This window comes from Pseudomonas duriflava, assembly GCF_007830155.1.
GTDB lineage: Bacteria > Pseudomonadota > Gammaproteobacteria > Pseudomonadales > Pseudomonadaceae > Chryseomonas > Chryseomonas duriflava.
On sequence record NZ_VLKY01000001.1, the window covers coordinates 122,560 to 148,611 of the forward strand.

Annotated in this window: 26 protein-coding genes; 10 read left to right on the forward strand and 16 right to left on the reverse strand. The window is 52.1% G+C overall.

Annotation, left to right across the window (positions count from 1 at the left end; translation table 11 throughout):
* Nucleotides 1-2: 2 nt before the first annotated feature.
* On the forward strand, nt 3-479 hold the full coding sequence (locus IQ22_RS00575) for a chemotaxis protein CheW (protein WP_145136462.1): 477 nt from the start codon (nt 3-5) through the stop codon (nt 477-479).
* A 21-nt stretch (nt 480-500) separates the two neighbouring features.
* On the opposite strand, the gene IQ22_RS00580 is transcribed toward IQ22_RS00575, so the two are convergent.
* The 5 genes from IQ22_RS00580 to IQ22_RS00600 form a co-directional block, all read right to left on the reverse strand.
* On the reverse strand, nt 501-1,220 hold the full coding sequence (locus tag IQ22_RS00580; protein ID WP_145136465.1) for a 16S rRNA (uracil(1498)-N(3))-methyltransferase: 720 nt from the start codon (nt 1,218-1,220) through the stop codon (nt 501-503).
* A gap of 90 nt (nt 1,221-1,310) precedes the next feature.
* Entirely contained in the window at nt 1,311-1,652 is a 342-nt protein-coding gene (locus IQ22_RS00585; protein WP_145136469.1) for a HopJ type III effector protein, read from the reverse strand.
* On the reverse strand, nt 1,649-1,942 hold the full coding sequence (locus IQ22_RS00590; protein ID WP_145136472.1) for a DUF1244 domain-containing protein: 294 nt from the start codon (nt 1,940-1,942) through the stop codon (nt 1,649-1,651). The genes IQ22_RS00585 and IQ22_RS00590 overlap by 4 nt, the downstream gene beginning before the upstream one ends.
* Nucleotides 1,943-1,983: 41 nt before the next feature.
* Nucleotides 1,984-2,694 (reverse strand): dihydromonapterin reductase, encoded by a 711-nt coding sequence (folM, locus tag IQ22_RS00595; protein ID WP_145136475.1) that lies wholly within the window; start codon nt 2,692-2,694, stop codon nt 1,984-1,986.
* 91 nt (nt 2,695-2,785) lie between these two features.
* On the reverse strand, nt 2,786-3,364 hold the full coding sequence (locus IQ22_RS00600; protein ID WP_145136478.1) for an antibiotic biosynthesis monooxygenase: 579 nt from the start codon (nt 3,362-3,364) through the stop codon (nt 2,786-2,788).
* A gap of 250 nt (nt 3,365-3,614) precedes the next feature.
* On the opposite strand from IQ22_RS00600, the gene IQ22_RS00605 reads away from it, so the two are divergent.
* The 3 genes from IQ22_RS00605 to IQ22_RS00615 all read left to right on the forward strand — a co-directional run bounded on the left by IQ22_RS00605 (nt 3,615) and on the right by IQ22_RS00615 (nt 5,483).
* On the forward strand, nt 3,615-4,070 hold the full coding sequence (locus IQ22_RS00605) for a flavodoxin (RefSeq protein ID WP_145136481.1): 456 nt from the start codon (nt 3,615-3,617) through the stop codon (nt 4,068-4,070).
* 362 nt (nt 4,071-4,432) lie between these two features.
* A complete protein-coding gene (locus IQ22_RS00610) occupies nt 4,433-4,807 on the forward strand; it encodes a CidA/LrgA family protein (protein ID WP_145136484.1) in 375 nt (124 codons plus the stop codon).
* Nucleotides 4,800-5,483 carry an LrgB family protein gene (locus IQ22_RS00615; RefSeq protein ID WP_145136487.1) on the forward strand — a complete coding sequence of 228 codons (684 nt, stop codon included), beginning with the start codon at nt 4,800-4,802 and terminating at the stop codon, nt 5,481-5,483. Before IQ22_RS00610 ends, IQ22_RS00615 begins: the two co-directional genes overlap by 8 nt.
* Nucleotides 5,484-5,521: 38 nt before the next feature.
* Here IQ22_RS00615 and IQ22_RS00620 read toward each other — a convergent pair whose 3' ends face one another.
* The 8 genes from IQ22_RS00620 to yaaA form a co-directional block, all read right to left on the reverse strand.
* The gene (locus IQ22_RS00620; protein WP_145136491.1) at nt 5,522-7,147 is read right to left on the reverse strand and encodes a methyl-accepting chemotaxis protein; all 1,626 of its coding nucleotides are present in this window, start codon (nt 7,145-7,147) and stop codon (nt 5,522-5,524) included.
* A 115-nt stretch (nt 7,148-7,262) separates the two neighbouring features.
* The gene (locus IQ22_RS00625) at nt 7,263-8,072 is read right to left on the reverse strand and encodes a SirB1 family protein (RefSeq protein WP_145136494.1); all 810 of its coding nucleotides are present in this window, start codon (nt 8,070-8,072) and stop codon (nt 7,263-7,265) included.
* A 274-nt stretch (nt 8,073-8,346) separates the two neighbouring features.
* Nucleotides 8,347-10,977, reverse strand: coding sequence for a DEAD/DEAH box helicase (locus IQ22_RS00630; protein WP_145136496.1), 2,631 nt, complete (start codon nt 10,975-10,977; stop codon nt 8,347-8,349).
* Between the two features lie 202 nt (nt 10,978-11,179).
* A complete protein-coding gene (locus tag IQ22_RS00635) occupies nt 11,180-12,151 on the reverse strand; it encodes a 2-hydroxyacid dehydrogenase (RefSeq protein ID WP_145136499.1) in 972 nt (323 codons plus the stop codon).
* Between the two features lie 30 nt (nt 12,152-12,181).
* A complete protein-coding gene (locus IQ22_RS00640) occupies nt 12,182-13,057 on the reverse strand; it encodes a TIGR01459 family HAD-type hydrolase (RefSeq protein ID WP_145136502.1) in 876 nt (291 codons plus the stop codon).
* A 173-nt stretch (nt 13,058-13,230) separates the two neighbouring features.
* The gene (locus tag IQ22_RS00645) at nt 13,231-14,682 is read right to left on the reverse strand and encodes a mannose-1-phosphate guanylyltransferase/mannose-6-phosphate isomerase (protein WP_145136505.1); all 1,452 of its coding nucleotides are present in this window, start codon (nt 14,680-14,682) and stop codon (nt 13,231-13,233) included.
* 584 nt (nt 14,683-15,266) lie between these two features.
* Nucleotides 15,267-15,959 (reverse strand): PilZ domain-containing protein, encoded by a 693-nt coding sequence (locus tag IQ22_RS00650; RefSeq protein WP_145136508.1) that lies wholly within the window; start codon nt 15,957-15,959, stop codon nt 15,267-15,269.
* 136 nt (nt 15,960-16,095) lie between these two features.
* Nucleotides 16,096-16,875 carry a peroxide stress protein YaaA gene (gene yaaA, locus IQ22_RS00655; RefSeq protein ID WP_145136511.1) on the reverse strand — a complete coding sequence of 260 codons (780 nt, stop codon included), beginning with the start codon at nt 16,873-16,875 and terminating at the stop codon, nt 16,096-16,098.
* A gap of 367 nt (nt 16,876-17,242) precedes the next feature.
* On the opposite strand from yaaA, the gene IQ22_RS00660 reads away from it, so the two are divergent.
* The 4 genes from IQ22_RS00660 (at nt 17,243) to moaE (ending at nt 19,905) form a co-directional block, all read left to right on the forward strand.
* Nucleotides 17,243-18,634 carry a PhoH family protein gene (locus IQ22_RS00660; protein ID WP_145136514.1) on the forward strand — a complete coding sequence of 464 codons (1,392 nt, stop codon included), beginning with the start codon at nt 17,243-17,245 and terminating at the stop codon, nt 18,632-18,634.
* Between the two features lie 98 nt (nt 18,635-18,732).
* Nucleotides 18,733-19,209, forward strand: a complete 477-nt coding sequence (moaC, locus tag IQ22_RS00665; protein WP_145136517.1) for a cyclic pyranopterin monophosphate synthase MoaC — start codon at nt 18,733-18,735, stop codon at nt 19,207-19,209.
* The gene (locus tag IQ22_RS00670) at nt 19,206-19,457 is read left to right on the forward strand and encodes a MoaD/ThiS family protein (protein ID WP_145136520.1); all 252 of its coding nucleotides are present in this window, start codon (nt 19,206-19,208) and stop codon (nt 19,455-19,457) included. The genes moaC and IQ22_RS00670 overlap by 4 nt, the downstream gene beginning before the upstream one ends.
* Before the next feature lies 1 nt (nt 19,458).
* Entirely contained in the window at nt 19,459-19,905 is a 447-nt protein-coding gene (gene moaE, locus IQ22_RS00675; protein ID WP_145136523.1) for a molybdopterin synthase catalytic subunit MoaE, read from the forward strand.
* A 55-nt stretch (nt 19,906-19,960) separates the two neighbouring features.
* On the opposite strand, the gene rhlB is transcribed toward moaE, so the two are convergent.
* From rhlB to IQ22_RS00690, 3 genes are all read right to left on the reverse strand, one after another.
* A complete protein-coding gene (rhlB, locus tag IQ22_RS00680; RefSeq protein ID WP_208733585.1) occupies nt 19,961-21,409 on the reverse strand; it encodes an ATP-dependent RNA helicase RhlB in 1,449 nt (482 codons plus the stop codon).
* 103 nt (nt 21,410-21,512) lie between these two features.
* On the reverse strand, nt 21,513-22,451 hold the full coding sequence (locus IQ22_RS00685; protein ID WP_167654146.1) for a GGDEF domain-containing protein: 939 nt from the start codon (nt 22,449-22,451) through the stop codon (nt 21,513-21,515).
* A gap of 212 nt (nt 22,452-22,663) precedes the next feature.
* Nucleotides 22,664-23,323, reverse strand: a complete 660-nt coding sequence (locus tag IQ22_RS00690; RefSeq protein WP_145136529.1) for an alpha/beta hydrolase — start codon at nt 23,321-23,323, stop codon at nt 22,664-22,666.
* A gap of 402 nt (nt 23,324-23,725) precedes the next feature.
* On the opposite strand from IQ22_RS00690, the gene IQ22_RS00695 reads away from it, so the two are divergent.
* Nucleotides 23,726-24,754 carry an amino acid ABC transporter substrate-binding protein gene (locus tag IQ22_RS00695; protein WP_145136533.1) on the forward strand — a complete coding sequence of 343 codons (1,029 nt, stop codon included), beginning with the start codon at nt 23,726-23,728 and terminating at the stop codon, nt 24,752-24,754.
* Between the two features lie 106 nt (nt 24,755-24,860).
* Entirely contained in the window at nt 24,861-26,045 is a 1,185-nt protein-coding gene (locus tag IQ22_RS00700) for an amino acid ABC transporter permease (protein WP_145136537.1), read from the forward strand.
* Nucleotides 26,046-26,052 lie beyond the last annotated feature (7 nt).

The window sequence follows — 26,052 nt, forward strand, 5'->3', positions numbered from 1 at the left end:
TTATGAGCCAAGTGCCTGCCGCGCCCTCTACCGAAGCCCTTACCGGCCTTCTGCTTTCGCTGACTGATCGAACTTTGTTGCTGCCTAATGTGGCGGTAGCTGAGTTGGTGCCCTATCGCCCAGTACCCAAGCTCTCAGGCATGCCGGACTGGTGCCTGGGGCAGGTAGGGTGGCGTGACCTGCGTCTGCCGCTGCTCAGTTTTGAAGCTGCATCTGGGGCGACGCTGCAATTCGATCGCAGCAGTACGACAGCTCGTGTCGCGATCATCAATGCGCTGGGCGGCCGCGAGCATGTTCGCTTTCTCGCCTTGCTCGTTCAAGGAATACCACGATCCATGCGGGTTACGCCTGAATTACAGGCTGCCGATGTACCGTTGGCTCCCTTAGAGTTGGCCGCTGTTCAGCATGAGGAGAGCATTGTGAAAATTCCAGATCTGGTTGCGCTGGAAGAGATGCTTGGGACACTGGGTATTCTTTAAGGCCTATCGCTTAGTCGAGCGTTAAAAGTCACCCCACATCTGCTGGGCTACAGATAGCGCCACAACAGGGGCCGTCTCGGTACGCAACACGCGGGGGCCGAGGCGAGCTGCCTGGAAGCCTTTTGACAAGGCATGGCTAACCTCAGTCTCGCTTAACCCACCCTCTGGTCCGATCAAGAAAGCCAAAGAGTCAGGTGCTGGATGGCGTGTCAGCGGCTCGGCTACAGGGTGTAGGACGAGTTTCAGCGAGGCATCACTCTTGTCTAGCCAGTCTGCCAGCAAGACGGGTGGATGAATAAGAGGGATTACCGAGCGACCACACTGCTCACAGGCGCTAATGGCAACCTGGCGCCAGTGGGCCAAGCGCTTATCGGCACGTTCGTCCTTCAGGCGCACCTCACACCGTTCGGTCAAAAGCGGTGTGATTTCACTAACGCCGAGTTCTGTAGCCTTTTGAATGGCCCAGTCCATACGCTCGCCCCGTGACAAGCCCTGACCCAGATGGACGCGCAGGCGGGACTCTTCAAGACCATTGATCTGCTTTTCCAGCTCGACCCGCACTGTCTTCTTTCCTATCTCTGCAACTACACCGATAAACTCCTGACCGGAGCCGTTGAACAGTTGAACGGCATCGCCAGAACTCAGACGTAATACTCGTCCTAGATAATGGGCTTGAGCCTCAGGCAATAGATGTTGGCCAAGCGAGAGCGGAAGATCGACGAAAAAACGTGATAGGCGCATGGATATGATTCAGATCGGGATTGAAAAATGCAGGAAGCAGGCCGTCGCGATGAGTTTTCCTTGCCGATTGAAACCCGGCAAGGAGGAGCTTTAGCGAAGGGCAACCAGGGGTAAGGTCTCGAAGCGGACACCGGCTAAGCCATGACTAATCAGCGAGCGGATGTTGGCATGATCCGTTCCTTCCGGCGTGGCAATAACACTGCGATAGTGTTCGCCAAAGGCTAGCAGAGCTTCTTGGGTATTAAAGTTTTCCAGCAACGCCAGACCTAGGGTTTTGCAAGAGCCTTCGTTCTGGCCTTCCGCATTTTCTACCGAGCCATTCACAAAGGCTCTGGGCGTGTACTGATAGTGCTCGGCAATAAAGGCCAGCGTATCGGCAAACATATGCTCACCGCTATTGAGCTGCCGACGAAAACTTTCCAACGTATTCATGGTTTTGCATTCTCCTTGAAAGCGGCTGCCTGTTCAGGTGTCGCTTCCTTTTGATAACGGCTTTTCCATTCTGCGTAAGGCATTCCATAGATCGCCTCTCGTGCATCGTCCAAGCTTATATCGACACCTTTTTCGTCTGCCGCAGCCTTGTACCATTTGGACAGACAGTTGCGGCAAAAGCCTGACAAGTTCATCAAGTCGATGTTTTGTACGTCGGTCCGCTTGCGCAGATGCTCGACGAGAGTGCGGAAGGCGGCAGCCTCAAGCTCGATACGCTCTTGTTCAGTCATGGAAAGTCCTTCTGGAATAAGAGATTATGCCAGGAATCTACTTAAGCATTCCTGGCGTGACGAAGGTGGCGACCACCATTGACGGTAACGGTACTACCTGTGGTGTAGCTAGAGGCTAACAGATAAAGCACTGCCTCAATGATTGGTTCGGCGCCCGGTTCGTAAGGCAGCAGGGCCTTTTTCAGCGTAGCCTGCTGGTACGTTACTGTGCTGTCTTCCTTGAACAGGAGAAGACCCGGTGCGATGGTGTTGACCCGCACACTCGGCGCAAGCTTTTCAGCAAAAGACAGCGTCAAGTTACTTAATCCCGCCTTGGTTGCGGTATAGGCGATATGGTTACGGCTTCCGCGCAAGGCGCTGTCATCGCTTATATGAATAATATCGGCGCGCGGCGCTTTAAGTAGAAGAGGCGTTAAGGCCTGATTCAAATGGTAGGGTGCCTCGAGATGCACTTGATACATAAGCCTCAGGTGTTCAAGGGAGTCATCCAGCCAGCGTGAAGCGTTATGGATGATGCCTCGGATAGATAAAGCATGAGTAAGCAGGTAATCAATCAAGCGTTCCCGATCTTCAGGGCAGCTCAGGTCTGCCTGAAACGTCTGGACTTGTTCAAGTTCGGCCAGTTCTCCTGGCTGTTCCCGGTAGACGGCCAATACCTCATAACCCTGGCGACTCAGGGCTTTGGTCAAGGCTAGGCCAACACGCTTGTTGGCACCGGTCACGATCAGCGGTACTGACAGCGAATCAGTCATGGCATGAAACTCCGACAACCAGGTGGGCGGCCTACCCAGTCGATAGGGTAGACAACATACGATTATCGCAGACCCATGCCACGGAACAACCTCAAGATTGCCGACTGATTACAGCCCGAAGGGGGCGGCGTGCCGCCGAAGGGTTCGGGGCTTGGTTAAGCCAGCCCGATAACAGGCGAGTAACCAAAGGAATAAACAGGCAAACCATGATGGGCGTCAGGATTAAGGTACTTACCAGAACCCGTGGTAAGAGCGTTAAGCTACTCAACGATGCGCCAAACAAGGCATTGAACAACAGGGATATGGGAAAGAAGGCTAGCCAAACGGCTATGCTTTGTTTCCAGCGAGGAGGTGTGCCTCGCGAGGTGGCGAACCAGGTATCGAGTCCTTGGGCACGGTGCTCATGAGGTTGCTCGAATAAGCCTTGTCCGCGTTCGAGCCAGCGTTGCCGTGTACTGGAGTGCTCCCACTCATCCAGAGTATGCTCATCGGTAAAGCGGAAAATGATCTGGACTTCATTATCGCCCGGAGGCGGGGAGAGCACGCCAGATCCTAGATAGCCAGGATAGTGTGTTGCCAGACGTTCGCCTTCATGCAGCCAAGTGAGAAAGTCATCATAACGGCCTTCGGCAACGCGACGGGCCACCATCAATGTGACGGGATGAGTCATAGATTCGCTCCAACCTTCAACGGCCCGGATAGGGCAGTCAATCCAAGCAATGCGGGATAAGCACTGCGCTCGAAAACGGAGCCCTTGATGAGGATTCCAATGGCCTAGCTATAAGGCCAGGTAAGGATACGCAAGGTTCACACCAAACGCTCATGTTGATGATGAGAGACTTATAAGCGTTTGTGTTTCACTGAGCGGATCATGAGTCTGTTTAAGGCATAATCGAGCGGTTTGAAGAGCAGAGGTGTTTATGAGAGTCGCAATACTATGTGGCACGGTCTATGGTACGGCGGAGGAGGTCGCTCACCATGTCCAGGATCGTTTGAGGGCCGAGGGGCATGTGGTCTGGCTTGATCCACGCGGAACCTTGGACGCGCTTATGTCGTTTGACCCTGAGATTCTTCTTGCAGTGTCGTCGACCACTGGTATGGGCGAGCTGCCTGATAATATACAGCCTCTCTATTATGCTCTTCGTGACCGTTTGCCTGATTGGCGAGGGCGGTTGGGCGCAGTGCTTGGTTTGGGTGACTCAAGCTACGGAGATACCTACTGCGGTGGAGGGATGCACTTTCAGGAGTTGTTTACCGAGCTAGGCCTGCAGATACTGCTGCCTATGCTGCGACTGGATGCCAGTGAGACCGTAACCCCTGATACCGACGCCGATCCGTGGCTAGATGACTTGATAGCAGCACTCACGAATCGATAGGTCATGTACTTCCGATTTCAACGGCTACCCTGCTTCTGCTGCTGACAGACCAGATTAGCCGTTGGCAGTAGGTAGAGGCCGATGAAGTTTGGTCTTTTAGGCGGGCGCGCCGGGTTCCGTTTGTTGCCAGACTGCTCGGGTATATAACAGGTGTGGCCAGAACTAACACTGATTTTTGGGCTGCTCTAGAAGGCCGAATCATAATTGATGGATTCGTTCTTGAAGATACTTCCCGACCCGCCCAATTTTTATCGTCCATACGACTGCTAAAGCTAAAGCAAAATTTTCAGCTGCCTACAATTCGCTTTTGAGATAGTAGGGGCGGGCGTATCCTTGTGTTAGCTAGTTTTTTCGAGTGGTTTATGATTCCCCGTTATATACGCTTGCTAATCGAATTGGCCGTCTTGCTGGGTATCTGGTGGTTAGGCGGCTGGTTGGCTCGCTATTTTGAGTTGCCTATTCCGGCAGGTGTGCTTGGGCTGGGTATTCTGCTGCTGCTTTTGATCTGTCGGGTCGTTCGTCCTGAATGGCTGGCCAGCGGTGCGCGTCTTATAATTGGCGAGATACTGTTGTTCTTTATTCCTGCATTGATGAGCTTGCTTGACTATGGCCCGCTGGTTCGCGAGGAAGGTATTCGTATCTTGCTCGCCGTCTGTTTCAGCACGCTACTGGTTATGATCAGCACAGCGCTCACTGTGGAATGGATGTTTCGTAGGCGGAGCCGGCACGATGTTTGATGGGGCTGCTCTCTTTTGGCTAGTAGTCACTTTGGGCGGTTATGTGCTGAGTCGCATGATCTACAGGCGCATCAAATGGTATGCCCTGGCCCCCATTGTTTTCGTTCCCACTATTTTGTATCTGATTGCCATTCCAACGGGTACGAGCTATGGCGAATATTCTCGCTACACCGGCTGGTTGATCACGTTACTAGGGCCAGCTACGGTTGCCTTTGCTATTCCGATCTGGCAACAGCGTCGTTTGTTGGTGCGTTATTGGCGGGCTTTATTGGCTGGCATGATTGTTGGCAGTCTAGTGTCCGTTGGCAGCTCATGGCTGCTGGCCTATCTGCTGTCCCTAGACGCGACCATTACTTTGTCTTTGCTGCCTCGCTCGATCACGACGCCATTTGCCATGCCTATGTCGGGGGATATAGGCGGCGTACCGGAGCTGACTGCGGCTTTTGTCCTGATTACGGGTGTTTTTGGCTCAATCGCAGGCAGTCTTCTCATCAGGATTTTGCCGCTGCGCTCCGCTTTGGCGCGAGGCGCGATGTTTGGTGTCGGGGCGCATGGCGCCGGGACGAGCCGTGCCTATGAAGTGGGTATCGAAGAAGGGACTGTTGCCGGTCTCACGATGGTTTTGACCGGTCTTCTCAACTTGCTTGGCACGCATGTATTGTTATGGCTGATTTAGAAGGGTGCTTCCCTGCACCTTGGTCATTCGTACCGACGCTATACCTTGAAGTGCGATACTAGAGTGTTCAATTCGACAGCCAGGCGAGATAGTTCTTGGCTGGCTACTGTTGTTTCACGGGCGCCGTCTGAGCTCTGCGTTGAGAGGTCACGGATATTGACCAGGTTCCGGTCGACTTCACGGGCAACCTGCGCCTGCTCCTCAGCCGCGCTGGCAATAACGAGGTTGCGCTCGTTGATCTCGGCAATGGCCTGAGTAATCTGGCTGAGTGCTTCGCCAGCGCGTTGAGCGATATCCAGGGTCGTGCTGGCACGGGTACAGCTGGCATCCATGGAGCCAACAGCCTGCTCCGTACCACTCTGGATGCCCATGATCATCTGCTCGATTTCGCGTGTGGACTCTTGGGTACGATGTGCTAGTGCCCGAACTTCATCGGCCACGACGGCAAATCCTCGACCTGCTTCACCGGCACGCGCTGCTTCGATGGCCGCATTCAGGGCGAGCAGGTTGGTTTGGTCGGCGAGGCCGCGAATCACATCCAGTACTTTTCCAATATCGCGAGACTGACTGGCTAGATCGCCTACCAGATGGGCTGTCGTTTGCACTTCATGGCTCATTTGCTCAATGGACGATACTGTTTCCAGTACACGTTCCTGACCCTCACGAGCTGACGTCGCGGAGCTTTTTGAGGCTTCCGACGTAGTAATCGCATTATGCGCTACTTGCTCGACTGCCGAACTCATCTGATTAACCGCCGTAGCTGCCATTTGGATTTCATCGTTCTGGCGATGCAAGCCTTGGGCGCTGTCATTTGTAATGCTGCTCAACTCTTCCGAGGCCGCTGCAAGCTGGTTAGACGAGTTAGCAATACGTTCGAGTGTCTGACGCAGTTTTTCCTGCATGGTCCGCATGGCTAAAAGCAAGCGTGCGGGTTCGTCACGGCCTGCAACGTGAATCTGTTGCGTTAGATCGCCTTGGGCAATCTCTTCCGCTGCCGCTAGTGCCTGGTCGATAGGACGAACGATACTACGAGTCAATACCCAGGCCAGTAGGACGGTAAGAAGGACTGCCAGTATGATCATCACAATGGTAGTTATAATGGTAGCGGAGTAGCGTTGTGCAGCGTCCTGGTTGGCCTGGGTGGTTACAGCGGTATTCAACTCGACGAGTTGAAGGAGGACCTTGTTAATGGCATCTGAATTTTGCAATAGATCATCATTCAGAATAGTCCGAAGGCTTTCCAGCTGCTCGTCTGTAGACAACTGCACCATCTTTGTTTTGAGCTGAAGGAACTGAGCCCACAATGTTGAGTAGCCGTTATAAAGGCTGCGCTCCTGCTCACTGGAGATCAGCTTTTCATAACGTGCCCGGGCAGCTTCTACTTGAGCGCTACGCTTTTCAAAAAGCGCTATCGTTTTTGACAGGTTTTCCGGCTCACGATTGAGCAGCAGGCGGTAGGACAGAACTCGCAGACGAACCGTCAGCGTGGTGATTTCATCAAGACTCGTAACGCTGGGAAGAATGTTCTCCTCAAAGTGCACACTGCGTTGACGGATTTCTTTCATTTGAACAATGGAAAAGATCCCAAAGAGTGTTGTAAGTAAGGCAATCGTAAGAAAGCCAAGAAATGCGCGAGGCGCAATGTTCATGTTTCGTAACGTCATGGAGGGCTCCTGATACTGCAATCGAACATCAAGTGCAGTTATATCGGCCCGTAGAGACATTAATTGAACATAAGAAGTAAGAGAGGGATAAGCGGCCCTACTTAATACCTAAGTCTTAGTGAAGCAACCGTGTTAGCCCTCCCAGTTCGGCCAGACGTTGTGTCAGCTCCAGTTGTTCGTTGGGGTCATTGCTTAACAGAAGGGCGCGCTCAATGTCATAACGCTGGGCTTGCGGACAATCCAGTTGGCCATAAAGATCAGCCCGTGCAAGATGATCCGATACCATAGGGGGCCCTAGTTCTAAAACGCGTTGGGCATCCTTCAAAGCTGCCAAGAGTTGGCCATCATGATGATGCAGCTGGCGCAAGTTGCGGGAAAGCCGTTGTAGCAACTCATAAGGCAACGCCACACGAAAATGTGAGGCATTCAACTCGACTTGAGGGCCAAATTGGTGGGCAAGAAGCATCTTGCAATCCGGAGAATATAGGCGCCTTCCGCTCGTAGGATCCAGAAGATGATCAGCCCCGGGGACACGTAAAAGAAAGTGTCCTGGAAAATTGATACCTGAAAGGGGAATGTCCAGCCGGAAAGCTAGCTCCAATGCAATAAGTGCTAACGATAGTGGCTGGCCTCGACGGCGAACCAAGACCTGGTGCAACAGTGCTGCGTGTGGCTTGAGAGGCCATTCATCGGCATGAAAGCCTAACTCGACTAACTGCCTGAGAAGCTGCTGGGCCTGTTCAACAGGCGAGCTTCGCTCATTCACGGCAGCTCGGATCGACGGAATTAAGTCAGCTAATAAGCGCTGTGCCGTTTCCGGTTGAAAGGTGAGGTCATGTTCAGCAGCTATCCAGAGTGCTGCTTCGAATACAGCCGGCGGTTCGCGTCGTAAGCAATCCAGACAGGCTTGGCGTGGTAGTTCCATCGCTTTCTCCCAGACCTATGCCGGCTCGGCATTCGATAAGCGTAATCATAGTTATTCTTGGCGAAAGGGCTCAAGGCAAGCCCAACGTTCAATTGTCATTTATACCAGTTGGACTGCTGTCAGGCTGATCTGTCACCACGCATGAAAAACTGCTGAGCCCTCCGGTAGTAATGCAAATACCAGTCGGGAGGGCAGTGTAAGACATTGGCCTGACGACATCTGAATAATTGATGCCGGTTAGCCTTTAGGGTAATGGGTGTGCTGACTGGAAACTTTACTTGCCCAAGGGGGCAAAGAGCGCTTCGATATCAGCCTCTGTCATTCGCCAGTCGCCGCCGTGCTCGTCAAGAATACCTGCTGCCAGACGCGCTTTTTCGTTCTGCAACTGCTGGATTTTCTCTTCCAGAGTACCTCGCGCAATGAGCTTATAGACAAAGACAGGCTTATCTTGACCGATCCGGTAGGCCCGGTCGGTAGCTTGATTTTCGGCGGCCGGATTCCACCATGGATCAAAGTGAATAACGGTATCAGCCGCGGTAAGGTTGAGGCCTGTCCCTCCTGCTTTCAGACTCAACAGAAAGACTGGAACTTCGCCGCTCTGAAAGCGTTCGACCGGGGCACGGCGATCCTGTGTTTCGCCAGTCAGGGTCACATACGGCACGCTACGGGTGTCCAACTCCTGCTGGATCAGGGCCAGCATTGATGTGAATTGCGAAAACAGCAGTACGCGACTGCCGTTGGCCAAAAGCCCATCAAGCAAGTCCATAAGCCCAGCCAGCTTGCCAGAGGGTTTGGGTGTCTGTATGTCAGCTTGTACTAAGCGGATATCGCAGCAGATCTGACGCAGCCGGAGCAGGGCATCAAGTACGATTAACTGGCTACGGGCCAATCCCTTGTGGGCGATCTCCGTGCGGACTTTTTCATCTAGCGCTAACCGAACCGTTTCATAAAGATCGCGTTGCGAGGGAGTCAGGTCTACAAGTTGGATAATTTCTGTCTTGGGTGGCAGTTCACGCGCTACCCGCTGTTTGGTCCGCCGGAGAATGAACGGCTTAATGCGTGCCTTCAAGTGGCTGAGCCGCTGTTGATCGCCCTGCTTTTCAATAGGGGTCTGGTAGTCATGTTTGAAGCGCTTCGCATCACCTAGCCAGCCAGGCATTAGGAAGTGAAACTGAGACCAGAGTTCACCTAAGTGGTTTTCCAATGGGGTTCCTGTCAGACACAGGCGATGTCGCGTCTGAATGTTTCGGGCTGCTTGCGCCGCCTTGGTGGCTGCGTTTTTAATGGACTGCGCTTCATCTAGGACGAGCAGGTGAAAGGCAAACGCGGCGAGTTGCTCTGCATCCCGTGGAAGCAGCGCATAGGTCGTCAGCACAATATCGTGTTCAGTAATCTGCTCGAAGAGCGCACGACGTTGTGTACCTTGCAAGGCCAGGACTTTAAGCGTGGGCGTAAAGCGAGCGGCTTCATCCTGCCAGTTGGGAATGAGACTGGTAGGCATCACGATCAAGGCCGGAGCGGACAGACGACCGGCCTGTTTCTCAATCAAAATGTGAGCCAGCGTTTGTAATGTCTTGCCTAGCCCCATATCGTCAGCCAGGATGCCGCCTACTTCCAGCTCACGTAGCGCCTGCATCCAGGCCAGACCGTCGCGCTGATAGGGTCTCAATTCCGCATGCAGTTCTGCCGGTACCGTAACAGGCGTCGCCGCGTAATGACGCAGGCGTTGTGCGAAGTGGCGAAGTTGCTCGCCGCCTTGCCACGTTAGCGGGAGTGCATCATCCAGTTCGGCCAAGCGAGAGGCATCAAGCGGTGACAGACGCAGCTGCTTGGTATCGCTCGGCAGCGCTTGGCCGTAGAGCTCAACAAGTGTGTTGAGGATTGGCTTCAGCCTACCTAGAGGTAGAGCTACACGTGTAGCTCGGCCCTGTTTGCGAACCTTAGGATTCTCCAGGCGCAGCAGCAGGCGTTCTTCATCGGATCGGCGTGCTAGTGCATCGGGCTCGAATAAGTGGGGATCGCGACGGATCAATTCAATCAGGATAGGCAGCAGGCTGATTCGACGACCTTCAACCAATATGCCTACTTCAAGATCGAACCATTGATGATCAATGGCTTCTTCGATCTCTCCGTACCATCCCTCCACCTCACTGAGTTCGAAAATAAATTCAGGACGTATATCGATCTGCCAGCCCTGATGACGCAAGCGGGGCACTACGTCCTGAACAAAGTGCAACCAGCTGGAGTCATCAGGCATTTCCAACATTTCGCCGGCTTCTTCGGCCAGTGCTGCGCTACGGCGTGTGGCGACGCGTAAACCAGCTTCTTGCAAGGTCCGGCGAAAATGTTGTTCAGCCTCGCCATGGCGAATCAAAGGTTGGGCAGGCTTCTGACCGAATGATGTGCGGCCAGGTAAAGGTTTACCGAATACTCGCTGGCTACCATACACAAAGGCCAAGGCGGCCCGATGGCGTGTAATCGGCCGCATACGGGCTGTCTGACGGTCATAGTCGACCTGGACATGACTTCCCAGGGTCAACACCGGAACGGGCGGTTTGATCTGCTGAACGGTACCTTCTGATGCTTCTCGCCGGGGAGGCGGGTCGCCTGCACGTTGACGCCGCTCCAGCTCGAAGAGAACGGCCGCGCTATGCTTACAGTTGCGACCAGCGCCACAGGTACAGCGGCTGTCGACTTGCCAGCTCTTTTGGCCCGCTTTCAAGGTCAATGACTGGCGGTAGACCAATCCCGAAGGACTACTGCATTGAGCGTAGATCAATCCATCCGCTGCTGAGCGGACCGTGGCAAGTCCCTCGAGGGCATACCGACGCCCCCGCTCGAGGTTACGCTCGGTGAAAGAGCCTTTCCAATCTTGCCAATGGAGATGGTCAAACCGTAAGCGCATAAGAAGCCTGTAACGCAGAGTGCAAAACAGGAGATTGTGCCACAGCTAGCCGGGTTCCCTGCATTCATTTGGAGCAGGCTTTCGGCTAGAGGCTATTTTGTAGGCGGGCAAGCGCTATCCGTTTATAAAAAGCGCCTATATTGTATGAAGAGATATCTTCCGCTTGTACAAATAAACGTGGGGGGCTGGTTATCTTACAGTATTAATCGGCCCATGCCTGTGGGTTAACCAGATCACGGGGACGGGTTCCGTTAAGGACCGCTGTCAGGTTGGCTACCGCTCTTTCTGCCATCGCATAACGTGTTTCGTGAGTAGCCGAGCCGATATGCGGTAGGGTCACTATATTTTTAAGTGAGAAGAGGGGGGAGGCTTCCAGGGGTTCCCGTTCGAACACATCTAGACCCGCTCCACGGATACGCTCGTTGCATAGGGCATCGTATAGAGCCGCCTCGTCTATCAAGGGACCACGGCCGATATTGATCAGAATGCCACTGGGCTGCATGAGCTGCAGTTCGTATGCACCAATCATGTGATAAGTCGATTCGTTCAATGGGGCAACCAAGCAAACAAAGTCAGAACTCTGTAATAGCGTTTTGAGATCGCAAAACGCTGCGTCCAATTCTTTTTCAAGATCTGGCTTGGGGCTGTTGGCCGTATAAAGAATATTCATATCGAACCCAAAACGGCCGCGTTTGGCAAGGGCAGCGCCAATCCGGCCCATACCTATAATGCCTAGAGTCTTGCCATACACATCGGTACCAAACTGTGCCTCGCCAATGCTCTGGTGCCACTGCCCCGCTTTAACATAGGCATCCAATTCTGGAAGGCGACGAGCCGCGCTCATAAGCAAGGCGAAGCCTAGATCTGCTGTCGTTTGGGTCAAGACATCAGGCGTATTGGTCAACATGATGCCGCGCTCGGTCAGATAGTCGACTTCGTAACTGTCGTAGCCGACCGAAACACTAGAGATCACTTCAAGGTTTTGTGCCTCTGCCAACTGCTCTCGTCCTAACCTCTTACTAGCCCCGATCAAACCGTGCGCTTCAGGGAGGGCACGTTTGAGCTGACTATCGAAGTCGCCTTGAGGATCGATTACCGTAACGTTGTAGGTCTCGCTTAGCTGCTGTACGAGTGCAGCAGGCAAGCGATTAAAGACGACAATATTCTTTCTCACGGATGATCCTCATAGTCATGGCTCTTACTTTCAGACTAGCCCAGCCGCTGCGAAACTGGGGCGGATTGGGTAATCCTGTAGGAACGTTGCAAGTGACTCAGGTGTAGGCTGCTCATTAAAGGCCAGACCCAGAGCTTCCTGATGTATTCCAGTAGACGTTAGCCAGAGGCAATCAATATCGGCTGATACAGCTCCCGGTACGTCAGTTACCAGCGAGTCGCCAATGAATAGAATTTTCTGAGCACTTCGCTGAGCAAGTTCGTGCCGTGCGCAATGGAATGCGTAAGGCTCTGGCTTGCCATACCAACGTACAGCTCCTCCTTGAGCGGCAAAGTAATCAGCTAGTTTTCCCGCGGCGTAGTAGGTAAGTCCGCCCGATACAACAGTCCTGTCTGGGTTGGCACATAGAAAGGGCAGGTGAGTGTAGGCCGCAAGCGGGGCCTGACGTGCCGCCAGTTCATCCTGAGGAAAGCTGCCTACGCCTAGAATAAGGGAAGCTTCGGCGATATCGTTCGTAAAGCGTTTGCGGATGCCTTCAGGCCAACCGACTTGGCCCTCGCCGGGTCCAGTAAGGTAGATACCGCCTTCTGTTAGACCAAGCTCTTGGGTCAACGCATCGATGGCAAGTTGGCCAGACGTAGTAATGCCAGCAAAGTGCTCGGCAGATATGCCTAGCTCAACAAGATGGTGTGTCATGGACAACGCGTCTCGGGATGCGTTACTCAGAAACCAAACGGGTTTCTTTTCAGCCGCGCGCCGAGACAACCAGTCATTAGCGCCTGGGAAAGCATCATAACCGTCGATCAGAACGCCCCAGAGATCAAGGATAAACCCATCATAAGCGCTACAAAGATCGTCCAGCTCTGCAGGAGTGATAAGGCGTGGTAGGGAGGAAGAAGCATTCATGGGAAATCCTGGTCTATTGACTGAGCGCTCCAGAGTGTTCCATGAGTTGAATACTTTAGCGAGCCCTCGGTTGGTTAGTGCCATAAAGCAAGACACCGGCCTAAGCCGGTGTCTTTTGAATATCGAAAGTCCTGAGAGGTCTTGTTTTTATTAGCTCTCCTGACTTCTTCGTATTAGCGCGCTATGGCTTTGGTTGTCTTTACTTCAGGAGCATCAACGCGGCCATAGACGTCTTCGTAACGGACAATATCATCTTCGCCAAGATAGCCACCCGACTGAACCTCAATGATCTCCAGAGGTACCTTGCCGGGGTTAGCCAGGCGATGAACAGAAGTCATCGGCAGGTAGGTTGACTGATTTTCAGTCAACAGGAACGTCTTGTCATCACAGGTAACCTGTGCTGTACCTGAAACAACGATCCAGTGTTCGGCCCTGTGGTGATGCATTTGCAGCGACAACTGCGCACCGGGCTTTACGGTGATGCGTTTGACCTGGAAGCGATGACCCATATCAACGGAGTCATAAGAGCCCCAGGGACGGAACACTTCTAGATGGCTCTTGACTTCCTGGCGGCCTTGCTCTTCGAGCTTGTTGACCACTTTCTTGACGTCTTGAACCTTATCCTTATGAACAATCATCACCGCATCTTTGGTCTCAACGACAACGATGTTTTCCACGCCAATCAAAGAGACCAGCTTGCCGTTGCTATGAACCAGACAGTTTTGGCTGTCGTGAAGAACTACGTCACCCTTGACCACGTTGCCGTTGGTGTCCTTGTTATGAACATCCCAGATAGCGGACCAGGAGCCTACATCGTTCCAGCCAGCCGACATTGGTACGACACAGGCACGAGTTGTCTTTTCCATCACGGCGTAGTCGATGGAGTTATCGGGGCAGACAGCGAAGGAGTTACGATCAATGATGATATGGTCACCATCAGCCTGGCTGCGTTCAAGCGTCAGCAGGCAGGTATCGTAGATATCCGGATCATGCAGTTTTAGCTCTTCCAGATAACGGCTAGCACGGAACAGAAAAATACCGCTGTTCCAATAGTAGTCGCCGGATTCTACATATTGTGTTGCACGAATAGCATCGGGCTTCTCAACGAAGCGCTCTACACGATTGACCCCTTCAGGCAATTTGTCCGAATGGTTAGCCTTGATGTAACCGTAGCCGGTTTCAGGGCGAACGGCTGGAATGCCAAATAGCACCATTTCGCCTTTTTCAGCGGCTTCGTTAGCAGCATGTAGGGAAGCTTTGAATGCTTCTATATTTTCGATGACATGATCGGCTGGCAGCACTAGCATCAGTTCGTCTTTGCCGTCGGCGACGAGCTTCATCGCTGCAATGGCTACTGCAGGTGCAGTATTGCGACCAAACGGTTCCATGATCAGCGAGTCGGGCTGACAAGTAACGGTTTTCAACTGCTCTTCAACAATGTAGCGATGCTCGACGTTGCAAACGATCAGCGGCTTTTCCATGCGTTCGTCGCATGCCAGGCGCGAGATAGTTTCCTGGAATAGAGTCTTTTCGCTTGTCAGGGCAAGGAACTGCTTTGGATACATCTTGCGGGACAGGGGCCAGAGTCGTGAACCGCTTCCCCCGGAAAGAATCACTGGAATCATGGCATTCTCCTTCAGCATTGGCTGAGTGTTAAGGTCGCAGTCCCTTCGGTTCGGGACGAAGCGTCCGTGCTTCTGTTACCTGCGTCTGCAGGATAAATAAATGACGAAAACGGATCGTCTTAACTAATTACGTTAAGTTTTAAAGTTTCAATTTGATTAGAACTTATAGGGAACGGATCAAAGGCGGAGTTATTGAATTTTTAATTCATAATGTTCCGCTCAAAATAACTATCCATACCACTTAATTAGAATGATGTTGCTAACAAGGACAGTGGCCAGAACAGTTTCCTTTTGCCACCATGGTCGTCATTGACTGTCTTTACTCAAATAAGTTCACTAAATCGCTTGAAAATTCTAGTAACTTTCATTCGCGTTTCAGTGATACTAACGCTAGTCCCTATGACGAGAATTTTCTGTGAATTGTTCAATAGAAAAGCGAAGATCTTTTTAGAGTGTGATCCGTTTCAATTTTGCAGAGCGGATCAGCAAGGCTTGTTGCTGTGCTTTTAATAAGACTAAGTGAGTTTTATCTGAACGCTTCAGATAAAGCGTTCAGATAAGGAAAAGCGCCTAAGCCGGAGCGCTTAGAGAGGTAAAAGGATTTGAACTGGCTGGCCGTTGAGCTCGATAGGAAGAGGGCTGTCGGCTTGAAGCAATGCTACAACCACATACGTAGTGCCACAGCTTTCAACCTTGGTATCGACGATGCGTGCTGAGTATAGAGTTTGCTCGGTGATCAGTTTGAACTCAACACGTTGACCTGGTTGTACATGAGCATACTGATGAATCTCGAACCGCCCTTCGATTATTGCTCCTGATGCATCAATTGACTTGACTAAGCCTGCATTGAAGCGGGTATTTCCTGACGCGAGGCTAACAGAGCTGATCATGTCACCCATAGTGACCATATCGCCGGCCCGATAGGCTTCTATTAAATAGCGCAGGGCGGATAATTCTCGTGTTGCTAAGTTATGAAATGCACAGCCGACCCGACCCGTGTCACGGTCAATCGACTTGATTTCGAAGTTAACATCGATAGCAAAGCTGAGCCTATCGATGGCAAACAGTAGTTTGCCTTTTAGAAAGTCATTTGTATGAACCGTAACGCCTCTGGAGGTAAAGCTGAATCCGCCTGCCGAAAGATCCGTCAGTTGATGTTCCATGCCTTCCCGATGCGCACCCTGATAGCGAATACGCGCCGGAACCCTTACCCGGGGATGTTGGCGTTGTGTCTCAATGTCTGGCGTACAGGGCGCAGATGTGCCATTCCTGTCCATAATTTATCCCCAGCTAAAACATGGTTGTGATGTAAAACGCATTACATGAGGGCGCTGTGTTCAGCGAGCTGCGTTATAGATCCGGCTCATGAAGTAGAGCCGAAAGTTATCTATGCCAAGGGGCTCAGAATGTTTTTCATTCAATAGATGGCTCGCGAAGAAAGACGACTTTGTTTGCCGTAGAAAATTCTTCACTGAAATAATAGCCATCACTGGTAAAGGCTTTGATCTGTTCAGGTGAACGGATCCGGTTTTTGATAACGTAACGTGCCATCAGTCCTCGCGCCTTTTTGGCATAAAAACTGACAATCTTATATTGATCGCCCTTCCGGTCACGAAACTCTATATCAATAATTCGACCCTGCACCATCTTTCGCTGGATTGCGCTGAAATACTCGTTAGACGCCAGGTTCAGCACGATATCATCGCCTTGTAGCGCAGTGGCTTCATTCAACCAGCTACTAATACGTGTTCCCCAAAAAGCATACAGATCTTTGCCTTTCGGATTCGCCAGTTTGGTACCCATTTCCAAGCGGTAAGGCTGCATTAAGTCCAGGGGGCGCAAAATGCCATATAGGCCCGACAGTATGCGTAGATGCTGTTGGGCAAAGTCGAAATCGGCATCAGAGAAGTCTGTAGCTGCAAGACCTGTATACACATCACCTTTGAATGCCAAGAGCGCTTGTTTAGCGTTCTGGGGTGTGAAGTCAAGGCTCCAGCTGGCGAATCGAGCTGCATTAAGACCAGCGATCTTGTCCGATACCTCCATAAGCGAGGCGATATCTGCAGGCGATAATGTATTCAGCTGTGTAATGAGCTGTTGTGCGTCGTCGATATGTTCAGGTTGGGTAAAGCGTGAGGTCGCTGGGGGTGTTTCATAATCGAGGGTTTTGGCAGGTGAAATCACCATCAGCATGGTCGAAGCTCCTTATAGCGAAGCGGCCATTTTAGGCTTGGCAGGAAGGAGGCTCCAGTTGGAAAAAGCTATACGGGCAAAAAGCTATTTTTTGCAACGCAGTCAAAAACTGTAGTCGCGATGACGACAAGTTGCCAGGGATGTCCGTCGGTTCGAAAAAAATGATGGGTCTTTGTACAAAAGGGTTTTTCCCGGTGTCAGTTTTAAGGTATTACCAGAGTGTCCGCTGCATGAATGGGTTTTCCCTTAGGTAGCAGGTCTGATCCTGACTATCGTCAATGCGGCGGTACCTTTCGCTGCGGAGAGCCGTACGGCCTCCGTCGACTGGCCAATAGAATCCTCTGGATTCTCGATGAGGTGACCGAGTATGGATGACTATGGACGCTCCCGCCCCACCCAGCCCACCCTCTATGTGCTCGACACCAACGTACTGATCCACGACCCCAATGCTTTGTTGAATTTCGAGGAACATCACGTCGCGATTCCCATGACCGTGTTGGAGGAGCTCGATAAGCTTAAAGCGGGTAAGCACAGCGTGGCAGCAGAATGCCGTCAGGCGATTCGATTGATCGACAGTGTCTTGGCCGATGCCTCGCCACAAGATGTTGAGCGGGGAGTTCCAATTCCGCGCGGTAAAGGTGGCACGAGCGGTTACCTGTCCATTCTAATGAACAAGCGGGCCGCCCCGGTGACGTGGCTGCCTGATAATCACAATGACAATCGCATTATTAATCAACTGGTGGAGCTGTGTACGCATCATCCAGGCGAGCGCGTGGTGCTCGTTACCAAAGACATCAACATGCGTTTGAAGGCGCGTGGTTGCGGCATTGATGCTGAGGATTACCATACGGATCAGCTTGTAGACGATGTGGCCTTGCTGTCGCGGGGCTATCATACGCTAGAAGGCTCTTTCTGGGATCGGGTCAGTAAGGTCGAGTCTCGTCAGGATGTAGGACGCGTATGGCATCGGGTTCAGCTGTCGGACAATCTACCGGCCATGCACTTAAACGACTTCATTATCGATGAGCAGGGATTTGTTGGTTGGGTTAAGGCTATTCGCGATAGCGAACTGATCATTCTCGATATGCATCAGGAACCGCTGCTGCATCAAGAGGCTTGGGGTCTTAAGCCGCGGGACATTTATCAGGCGCTGGCTTTGTTTGCCTTGCTGGATCCAGATATTCACTTGGTCAATCTTACCGGGGCCGCTGGTTCAGGTAAGACTATCCTGGCCTTGGCGGCTGCCATAGAACAGACCATGGTGACTAAGCGCTACCGTCGAATCATTGCAACACGCAGTGTGCAAGGGCTTGATGAGGACATTGGTTTTCTGCCAGGGACTGAGGCTGAAAAAATGGAGCCTTGGCTGGGCGCTATCACCGACAACCTGGAGGCCTTGCACATGGATGACGAAAGTCCTCATGGGAGTGTGGATTATATTCTGAGCAAGGTGCCCCTACAGTTTAAATCGCTTAACTACATTCGTGGACGAAGCTTTCAGCAGAGCCTTATCCTCATCGATGAATGCCAGAATCTGACTCCTCATCAGATGAAGACCATCATCACTCGGGCAGGCGCTGGTTCGAAGGTAATCTGCCTAGGTAACTTGGCGCAGATCGATACGCCCTACCTTTCAGCGACCAGCTCGGGGCTCACCTATCTTAGTGAGCGCTTCAAAGGTTTCCCGCATGGTGTGCACATTACCTTGCAGGGAGTTCCACGTTCAGAGTTAGCGGAATACGCCGAAGCTCATCTCTAACCCTCCTATCAGGAGGCCGAACCTTGGATGCGGTCGGCTTCCTGTATCAGGTTTCCCCTATAGTAGAATCGAGGTCTGATTTTTGAGGACTAGCGAACATGCTGACCCATCTCGATTCCCAAGGCCGAGCCATGATGGTGGATGTCACCGACAAGCAGGTGACTTTTCGCGAGGCTGTGGCTGAAGCGCGGGTGCGCATGCAGCCCGAAACCTTGCATTTGATTCAGAGTGGTGGGCATCCCAAGGGGGATGTTTTTGCCGTGGCCCGTATAGCAGGAATCCAAGCAGCTAAAAAAACCCATGAGCTGATTCCGCTTTGTCATCCACTCATGTTGACTGGCGTCAAAGTTGAGCTCGTCACCTGTGAACCGGACAGCGTCTATATTACGGCAACCTGCAAACTATCCGGGCAGACTGGCGTAGAAATGGAAGCTTTGACAGCAGCCAGTGTCGCAGCACTAACCATCTATGACATGTGCAAAGCAGTAGACCGAGGCATGAGTATTGAAGCTGTGCGCCTTTTGGAAAAAAAGGGCGGCAAGAGCGGTCATTTCAAAGTGGAGCATGATGCATGATTCAGGTGCAATACTTCGCCCGCTACCGGGAGGCGTTGCAATGTGACAGCGAGTCACTTGATTGGCAAGTGGGGTTCACCTGTGTGAATGACCTACGAACTCATCTTATGGCTCGTGGAGGTATATGGGCCCAGGTGTTGGGTGAGCGTAACCTGATGTGTGCACGCAACCAAGAGCTCTGTGGGCTGGAGGAGCCGCTTATGGACAGCGATGAAGTTGCCTTCTTTCCTACGGTGACGGGGGGCTGACATGAGCATACAGGTAAGTGCCGAAGTTTTTGACCCGGGTAAAGCACTTAATGCGTTGCAAGACAAGCATACTGGTGTAGGCGCTGTAGTCGGTTTTGTAGGCTATGTTCGTGATTTCAATGATGGACGTGAGGTCGGCGGCATGTTCCTCGAGCACTTTCCCGGCATGACCGAAAAAGCCTTAGCAAAGATTGCACAGCAAGCCCATGAGCGTTGGCCGCTACTTAACGTCAACATTATTCATCGGATAGGGCGACTCGAACCCGGCGAGCCAATTGTTTTTGTAGGTACAGCAAGCGCTCATCGACAAGCAGCCTTCGATGCGTGCGCATTCATCATGGACTATCTCAAGACACAAGCGCCTTTCTGGAAGAAGGAAGACACTTCCGATGGGCCGAGATGGGTTGAGGGAAGAGACAGTGACAGAGACGCTGCCGAACGCTGGTAGCGGATGAGGCATCAAAGCGAAGCGCTAGGCTTCGCTTTTTGGTCAGGGCCGTAGCTTATTTTTTACTCGGAACAGGCTTGAGCAATTCTGCAGGGGGCATTTCACATGCGATCTTGCGACCTAGAAGCGTCTCGATTGCGGGTAGGGCAAAGGAGTCATCCTCTCCGGCAAAACTTATAGAGGTGCCGCTCGTACCGGCTCGCCCCGTTCGGCCGATACGATGCACGTAGTCGTCCGGATCTTCAGGAAGGGTGAAGTTGATGACATGACTAATGCCATCGATATGAATACCTCGCCCTGCCACATCGGTAGCCACCAAGACACGAATCTTACCTTCGCGGAACCCTTCTAAAGTTCTTATACGCTTGTGCTGAGGAACATCCCCAGACATCTGGGCAGCACTGACACCGTCACGTGTCAGGCGCTCTTCGATTTTTCGCACTTCATCCTTGCGGTTGGCGAATACCATGACGCGGATCCAATTATTTTGCGTAATCAGGTTGTACAACAGCCGATATTTATCTGAAGACGAAACAGCATAAATACGTTGATCGACCGTTTCGCTGGCTACATTTTCCGGTTCGATTTCAACGATGGCTGGCTCTACGGTCCACTGTTTGGCCAGGTTCATAACGTCTTCGGTAAACGTGGCGGAGAAGAGTAATGTCTGGCGTTCGTTTTTGTGTGGTGTCTGGCGGATGATCTGACGGACCTGAGGAATGAAGCCCATATCAAGCATACGGTCGGCTTCGTCCAGGACTAGTACTTCGACCATGTCCAAATACACTTCGCCACGCTGATTGAAGTCCAGCAGACGTCCTGGTGTAGCTACAAGAATATCGCAGTAGCGTGCTTCAAGTTGCTTGAGCTGCTTATCGAAGTCCATGCCACCGACAAAGGTCATGACATTAAGACCGGTGTACTTGGTCAGCAATTCGGCATCTTTTGCGATTTGGACAACCAGTTCGCGTGTAGGGGCGATGATTAGAGCTCTCGGCTCGCCCATATAGCGTTCTTGAGGCGGTGGTGTTGTCAACAATTGAGTAATGGTCGAAATCAGGAAGGCCGCCGTTTTGCCGGTACCCGTTTGGGCGCGTCCAATAGCATCCTGACCCTTAAGGGTGAAACCCAGCACCTGTGCCTGGATAGGCGTGCAGTAGGGAAAGCCCAGGTCGTGAATGGCATGCATCAGGCGCGGATCTAGCCCAAAATCATGAAACCGGACTTTACCTTCCTGCGGCTCGACAATGAAATTATCGAGTGTCCATGTATCCGGCGCGGTCTTGCGTTCACGTCTTGGCTTGCTGGAAGGTGCAGACGTGTTGTTTTTGCCATGGGTGTTTTTGTTGCTGGCTCTGGGTTTGCGTTCCGCTGCGGCCGGTGTTGGTTGAGGTGCCAGGGGAGCCGAGCGGGTTTCTGCCTGCGCAGCGGGCGTAGGAGTAGAAGTAATTTGAGGTGTAGGTGCCTCATTTTTGCCGAACAGTTTTTTTAGTGCTTTGAGCACGGGTTCTCTCATAGTTTGAACAGGAATAAACGAGGAGTGTAAAGCAAGTTGCGGGCCTGGCAAATGCAGCTTGTCAAGCAGGAAGGTAAGAAGGCGCTTGGAACTATCCGAAAAGACAGTTCCGGCCGTTGCGTTTGGCTTGATAAAGTGCTTTGTCGGCACGCTCGATATGCATCTCTAGTGTATCCTGAGCATGCATCTCGGCGAGACCAATGGAGATTGTGACGCCTGGTAGACGACCAGCGGGCGAATAGAAGTCTTGAACACTGGCGAGGCTTTCTCGCAGTCGTTCGCCAATCATTCGGGCGGCGGTACGATCCAGCTCAGGTAAAAGAATGACAAATTCCTCACCTCCATACCGAGCCATGCTGTCCTTGGGTCGAAGTTGCGAGCGCAGGGTATTAGCTACCAGGCACAATGCATAATCACCTGCAAGGTGGCCATAGGTGTCGTTATAGTGCTTGAAATGATCGACATCCAGCATGAGTAGGCACAGGGGCTGCTGATTGAAAGCGCACCGGGTGCTTTCCCGTTCATATAACTGTTCAAGACGTCGACGATTGAATAGGCCGGTCAGCGTATCGACGTTAGCGTTACGCTCGGTATCCAAAATAATGCGATTACCCTGGCGCACGCGCTCACACAGCATTTCCAGAAGGTTCTGACTGGTTTGCGGCGAATGCTCCATTAATGCGAATAGCTCATGACGATGCAGAATCACCACCTCGGAGGGCTCGTCAGCAACAACATAAGCGGTAGGTTTTTCGCTATCGAGAAAACTCACCTCGCCCGTGCATTCACCTTCGCCTAGTGTAGATACTGGTTGGTTCTCCAGGGAGCCCAGATGTACACGGAAACGGCCGCGTAAGATCATGAATAAGCAATCGTTAGGCTGTTGGGGGCAAAGCAACACCTCACCTTCGCTCAAGACTCTCCGTCCGAGCGCACGCGCCAGTTTCTCCAAATGATGGACGTCGACGTCCCGAAACAGCCGCAGGTGGCGGATGTGTCGGAGATTTTCTTGCCATTGAGGGGTATCCATCATCAGCATAGTGAGCAATGGCAAAGGGATGAAGTGCCTGTAGGCATAGTCGCTCCAAAAAACTGCAGAAAGCGGACGTAAAGAGATCACTTCTTGACTAAAGGAAGTAAAGAAAGTTCTTTGTCTAATTGTGACAGTGTGAGCGACATCCTGTTTCGCTGGCGAACCTGTTCTAACAAACCAGCCGCTGCAAGGCAACGGCTGAAATTTGTTCAGGCCAAACGCTGTTTCAACCACTGAGCTATATGGGCAATTTCTTCCTGTGTAACCTCATGCCCCATAGAATAGTCCTGCCATTCGACCGGCACGTTTTCCTTGGCGAGAAAGTCATATGCCGCACGCCCCAGCCCCAGGGGTACAACATCGTCTAGCGTGCCGTGAATGCAAAGAACAGGAATATTCCGGTTAGCATGTGCATCCAATGTTTCTTCAAAGCCCGGCGCGTAGGTGGAAAGAGCCAAGACCCCGCCCAATGCCCGGTAGGGTGATGTGAATGCTGTATGGAAGACTACCGCCCCTCCCTGAGAGAAACCGGCCAGAATAATTCGGTGTGAATCGATACCCTCCTGAAGCTGTTGATCAATCAACTCACCTACATAGTGGGCTGACTCATCTAGTTGTGCGTGATTAATAGCACGTGCTGGTGTCATGGCCAGGATGTCGTACCAGGAAGGCATTGCCCATCCACCATTGATGCTGACAGGACGAGAGGGGGCTTGTGGCAAGATGAAGCGAGTCGTGTTCAGGACGCGCTGCAAAATTTCAGCAACAGGTTGAAAGTCGTAGCGATCCGCGCCAAGACCATGCAGCCATATCACGCATGAATCAACGGTTTGAGTGGGCTCGATGATTAAAGGAGTGCTATCGGGCATGGGAGCTCCATAAAAGTGCGTGCTGAGACGAAACGGTAACAAATAGTGCTGGAGTAAAATGTCGCATTTCTATAATTAAATTCAATAGAGGCCAAAACTCCCAAGCGGTGCTCATTTAATGATGTCGCTTTGCCTGGTCCAGCTTTTGCTACACATCAAATGTGAGCATTCGGATGCGCCAACAGGTAACACATTCTCATCTGTAGGTAATCACCCCTGATTCGCTCGGCCAAGCCTGTAAAAACAGCTAACCCAGACAATGGTCGAGAGTAGGGCGCTTGAGTTGGCCTCGTTTCCCTGTGCAACTCTTGCGTTGTATACGTTGCTCGTGAGGCTATGTACAAGCCCCTTTGAGAATGAGCGGGACCGGAAGCCACCTTATTAAACAACTGGAGGTTATCAATGAAGATGGTTAAAACCACCCTGGCGATTGTAACCACTGCGGCAGTATTGGGAGTCAGTGGCTTCGCTCAAGCGGGTGCAACCCTTGACGCCGTCAAAAAGAAAGGATTTGTGCAGTGCGGCGTTAGTGATGGCCTACCAGGATTTTCTTTTACCGATGCCAAAGGCGCTTACAAGGGTATTGATGTTGACGTCTGCCATGCGGTTGCAGCTGCGGTCTTTGGGGATGCCAGCAAGGTCAAGTTCAGCCCGCTGACAGCCAAGGAGCGCTTTACGGCTCTGCAGTCGGGTGAGATAGATGTGCTGTCGCGCAATACAACCTGGACCAGTTCGCGTGATGCAGGCATGGGATTAGTTTTTGCCGGTGTTACCTATTATGACGGCCAGGGCTTTTTAGTGAATAAGAAGCTGGGTGTGAACAGTGCCAAAGAGCTTGATGGCGCTACGGTGTGTATTCAGGCAGGTACCACTACAGAGTTGAATCTGTCCGATTACTTCCGTACCAATGGCATGAAATACACTCCTATTACTTATGATACCTCCGATGAAAGTGCCAAGTCGCTGGAGGCAGGGCGCTGTGATGTATTAACGTCTGACCAGTCCCAGCTATATGCACAGCGCATTAAGCTGGCCCAGCCGGACGAGTATGTTGTTCTGCCGGAAGTGATTTCCAAGGAGCCTCTTGGCCCGGCTGTACGCCGTGGCGATGAGGAATGGTTCTCCATCGTGAAGTGGTCCCTCTTTGCAATGCTGAATGCCGAGGAACTCGGCGTGACCTCCAAGAATGTTGATGAAATGGCCAAAACCCCCAAAAGCCCTGATATAGGTCGACTGTTGGGCATTGATGGTGAGTACGGTAAGGATCTTAAGCTGCCAAAGGATTGGGCTGTACAGATCATTAAGCAGGTAGGCAACTATGGCGAAGTCTTCGAGCGTAACGTAGGTGCTGAAAGCAACCTGAAAATCAAGCGTGGCCTCAATGCGCTCTGGAATCAGGGAGGCATCCAATACGCTCCGCCTGTGCGCTGATTCTTGACGTGGCTGCTCATCCGGGTGGCCTGAGACGTATCGCCGAGACAAATCCAAGCTGGCATCGCTTTCAACCTTGCCGGCCTGGATTTGATGAGGGTGTTTGATGCAAAACACTGGTAATGCTTCGCCTGCCTCCGGATCGTTTTTCACTGATCCTCGCAAGCGTGCCTGGCTATTTCAAATCGTGGCTGTCGTTATCGTAGTAGCGATTGGCTGGTTCCTGTTCAACAATACTCAAACGAACCTGCAGCATCGAGGAATTACATCGGGCTTCGGCTTTCTGCAAAACAGTGCAGGGTTTGGTATTTCGCAACATCTGATCGATTACACCGAAAGTGACACGTACAGCCGCGTCTTTCTGGTCGGATTGCTCAATACCTTATTGGTTTCTGCTCTTGGTATCGTGCTGGCCACTATCATCGGGTTTACCCTGGGCGTGGCACGGCTTTCACCTAACTGGCTGATCCGCAGGCTGGCCGGTGTCTATATCGAAACCATCCGTAATATTCCACCTCTGCTCCAGATATTCTTCTGGTATTTCGCAGTGCTTTCACCTTTGCCAGGGCCTCGGCAGAGCTTGGAGCTGGGTGAGGTGTTCTTTGTCAACAATCGCGGACTGTATATGCCGGCTCCTGTTGCTGCGCCAGGCATGTGGCCGTTTTGGATTGCTTTGCTGGTTGCCGTTGTCGGTTCAGTACTACTGCGCCGATGGGCACGTGCACGTCAGCATCTGACGGGGCTACCGTTTCCCGTGCTGTGGTGCAGCCTGGGATTACTGATCCTATTACCGGGACTGACCGTAGTCATTAGTGGCGTGCCTTTCGACTGGGATATGCCGGTACTGCAAGGATTTAACTTTCGGGGCGGTTGGGTTGTCATCCCGGAATTAATTTCTATTGTGATGGCCTTGTCGCTGTATACCGCCGCATTCATTGGTGAAACGGTACGCAGCGGCATTCAGTCTGTTAGCCATGGCCAGACCGAAGCGGCCAGCTCGCTGGGTTTACGTCCAGGTCTGACACTGCGGCTGGTCATTATTCCGCAGGCGCTGCGCGTCATCATTCCGCCGCTAACCAGCCAATACTTGAACCTAGTAAAAAACTCATCTCTGGCAGCGGCTATCGGCTATCCGGAAATGGTTTCGCTCTTTGCTGGGACGGTACTTAACCAGACTGGCCAGGCTATCGAAACCATGATGATCACCATGAGCGTGTATCTGGCTATCAGTATCAGCATTTCGGTATTGATGAACGTTTACAACAAGCGCATCGCGCTGATCGAACGTTAAGGAGCGG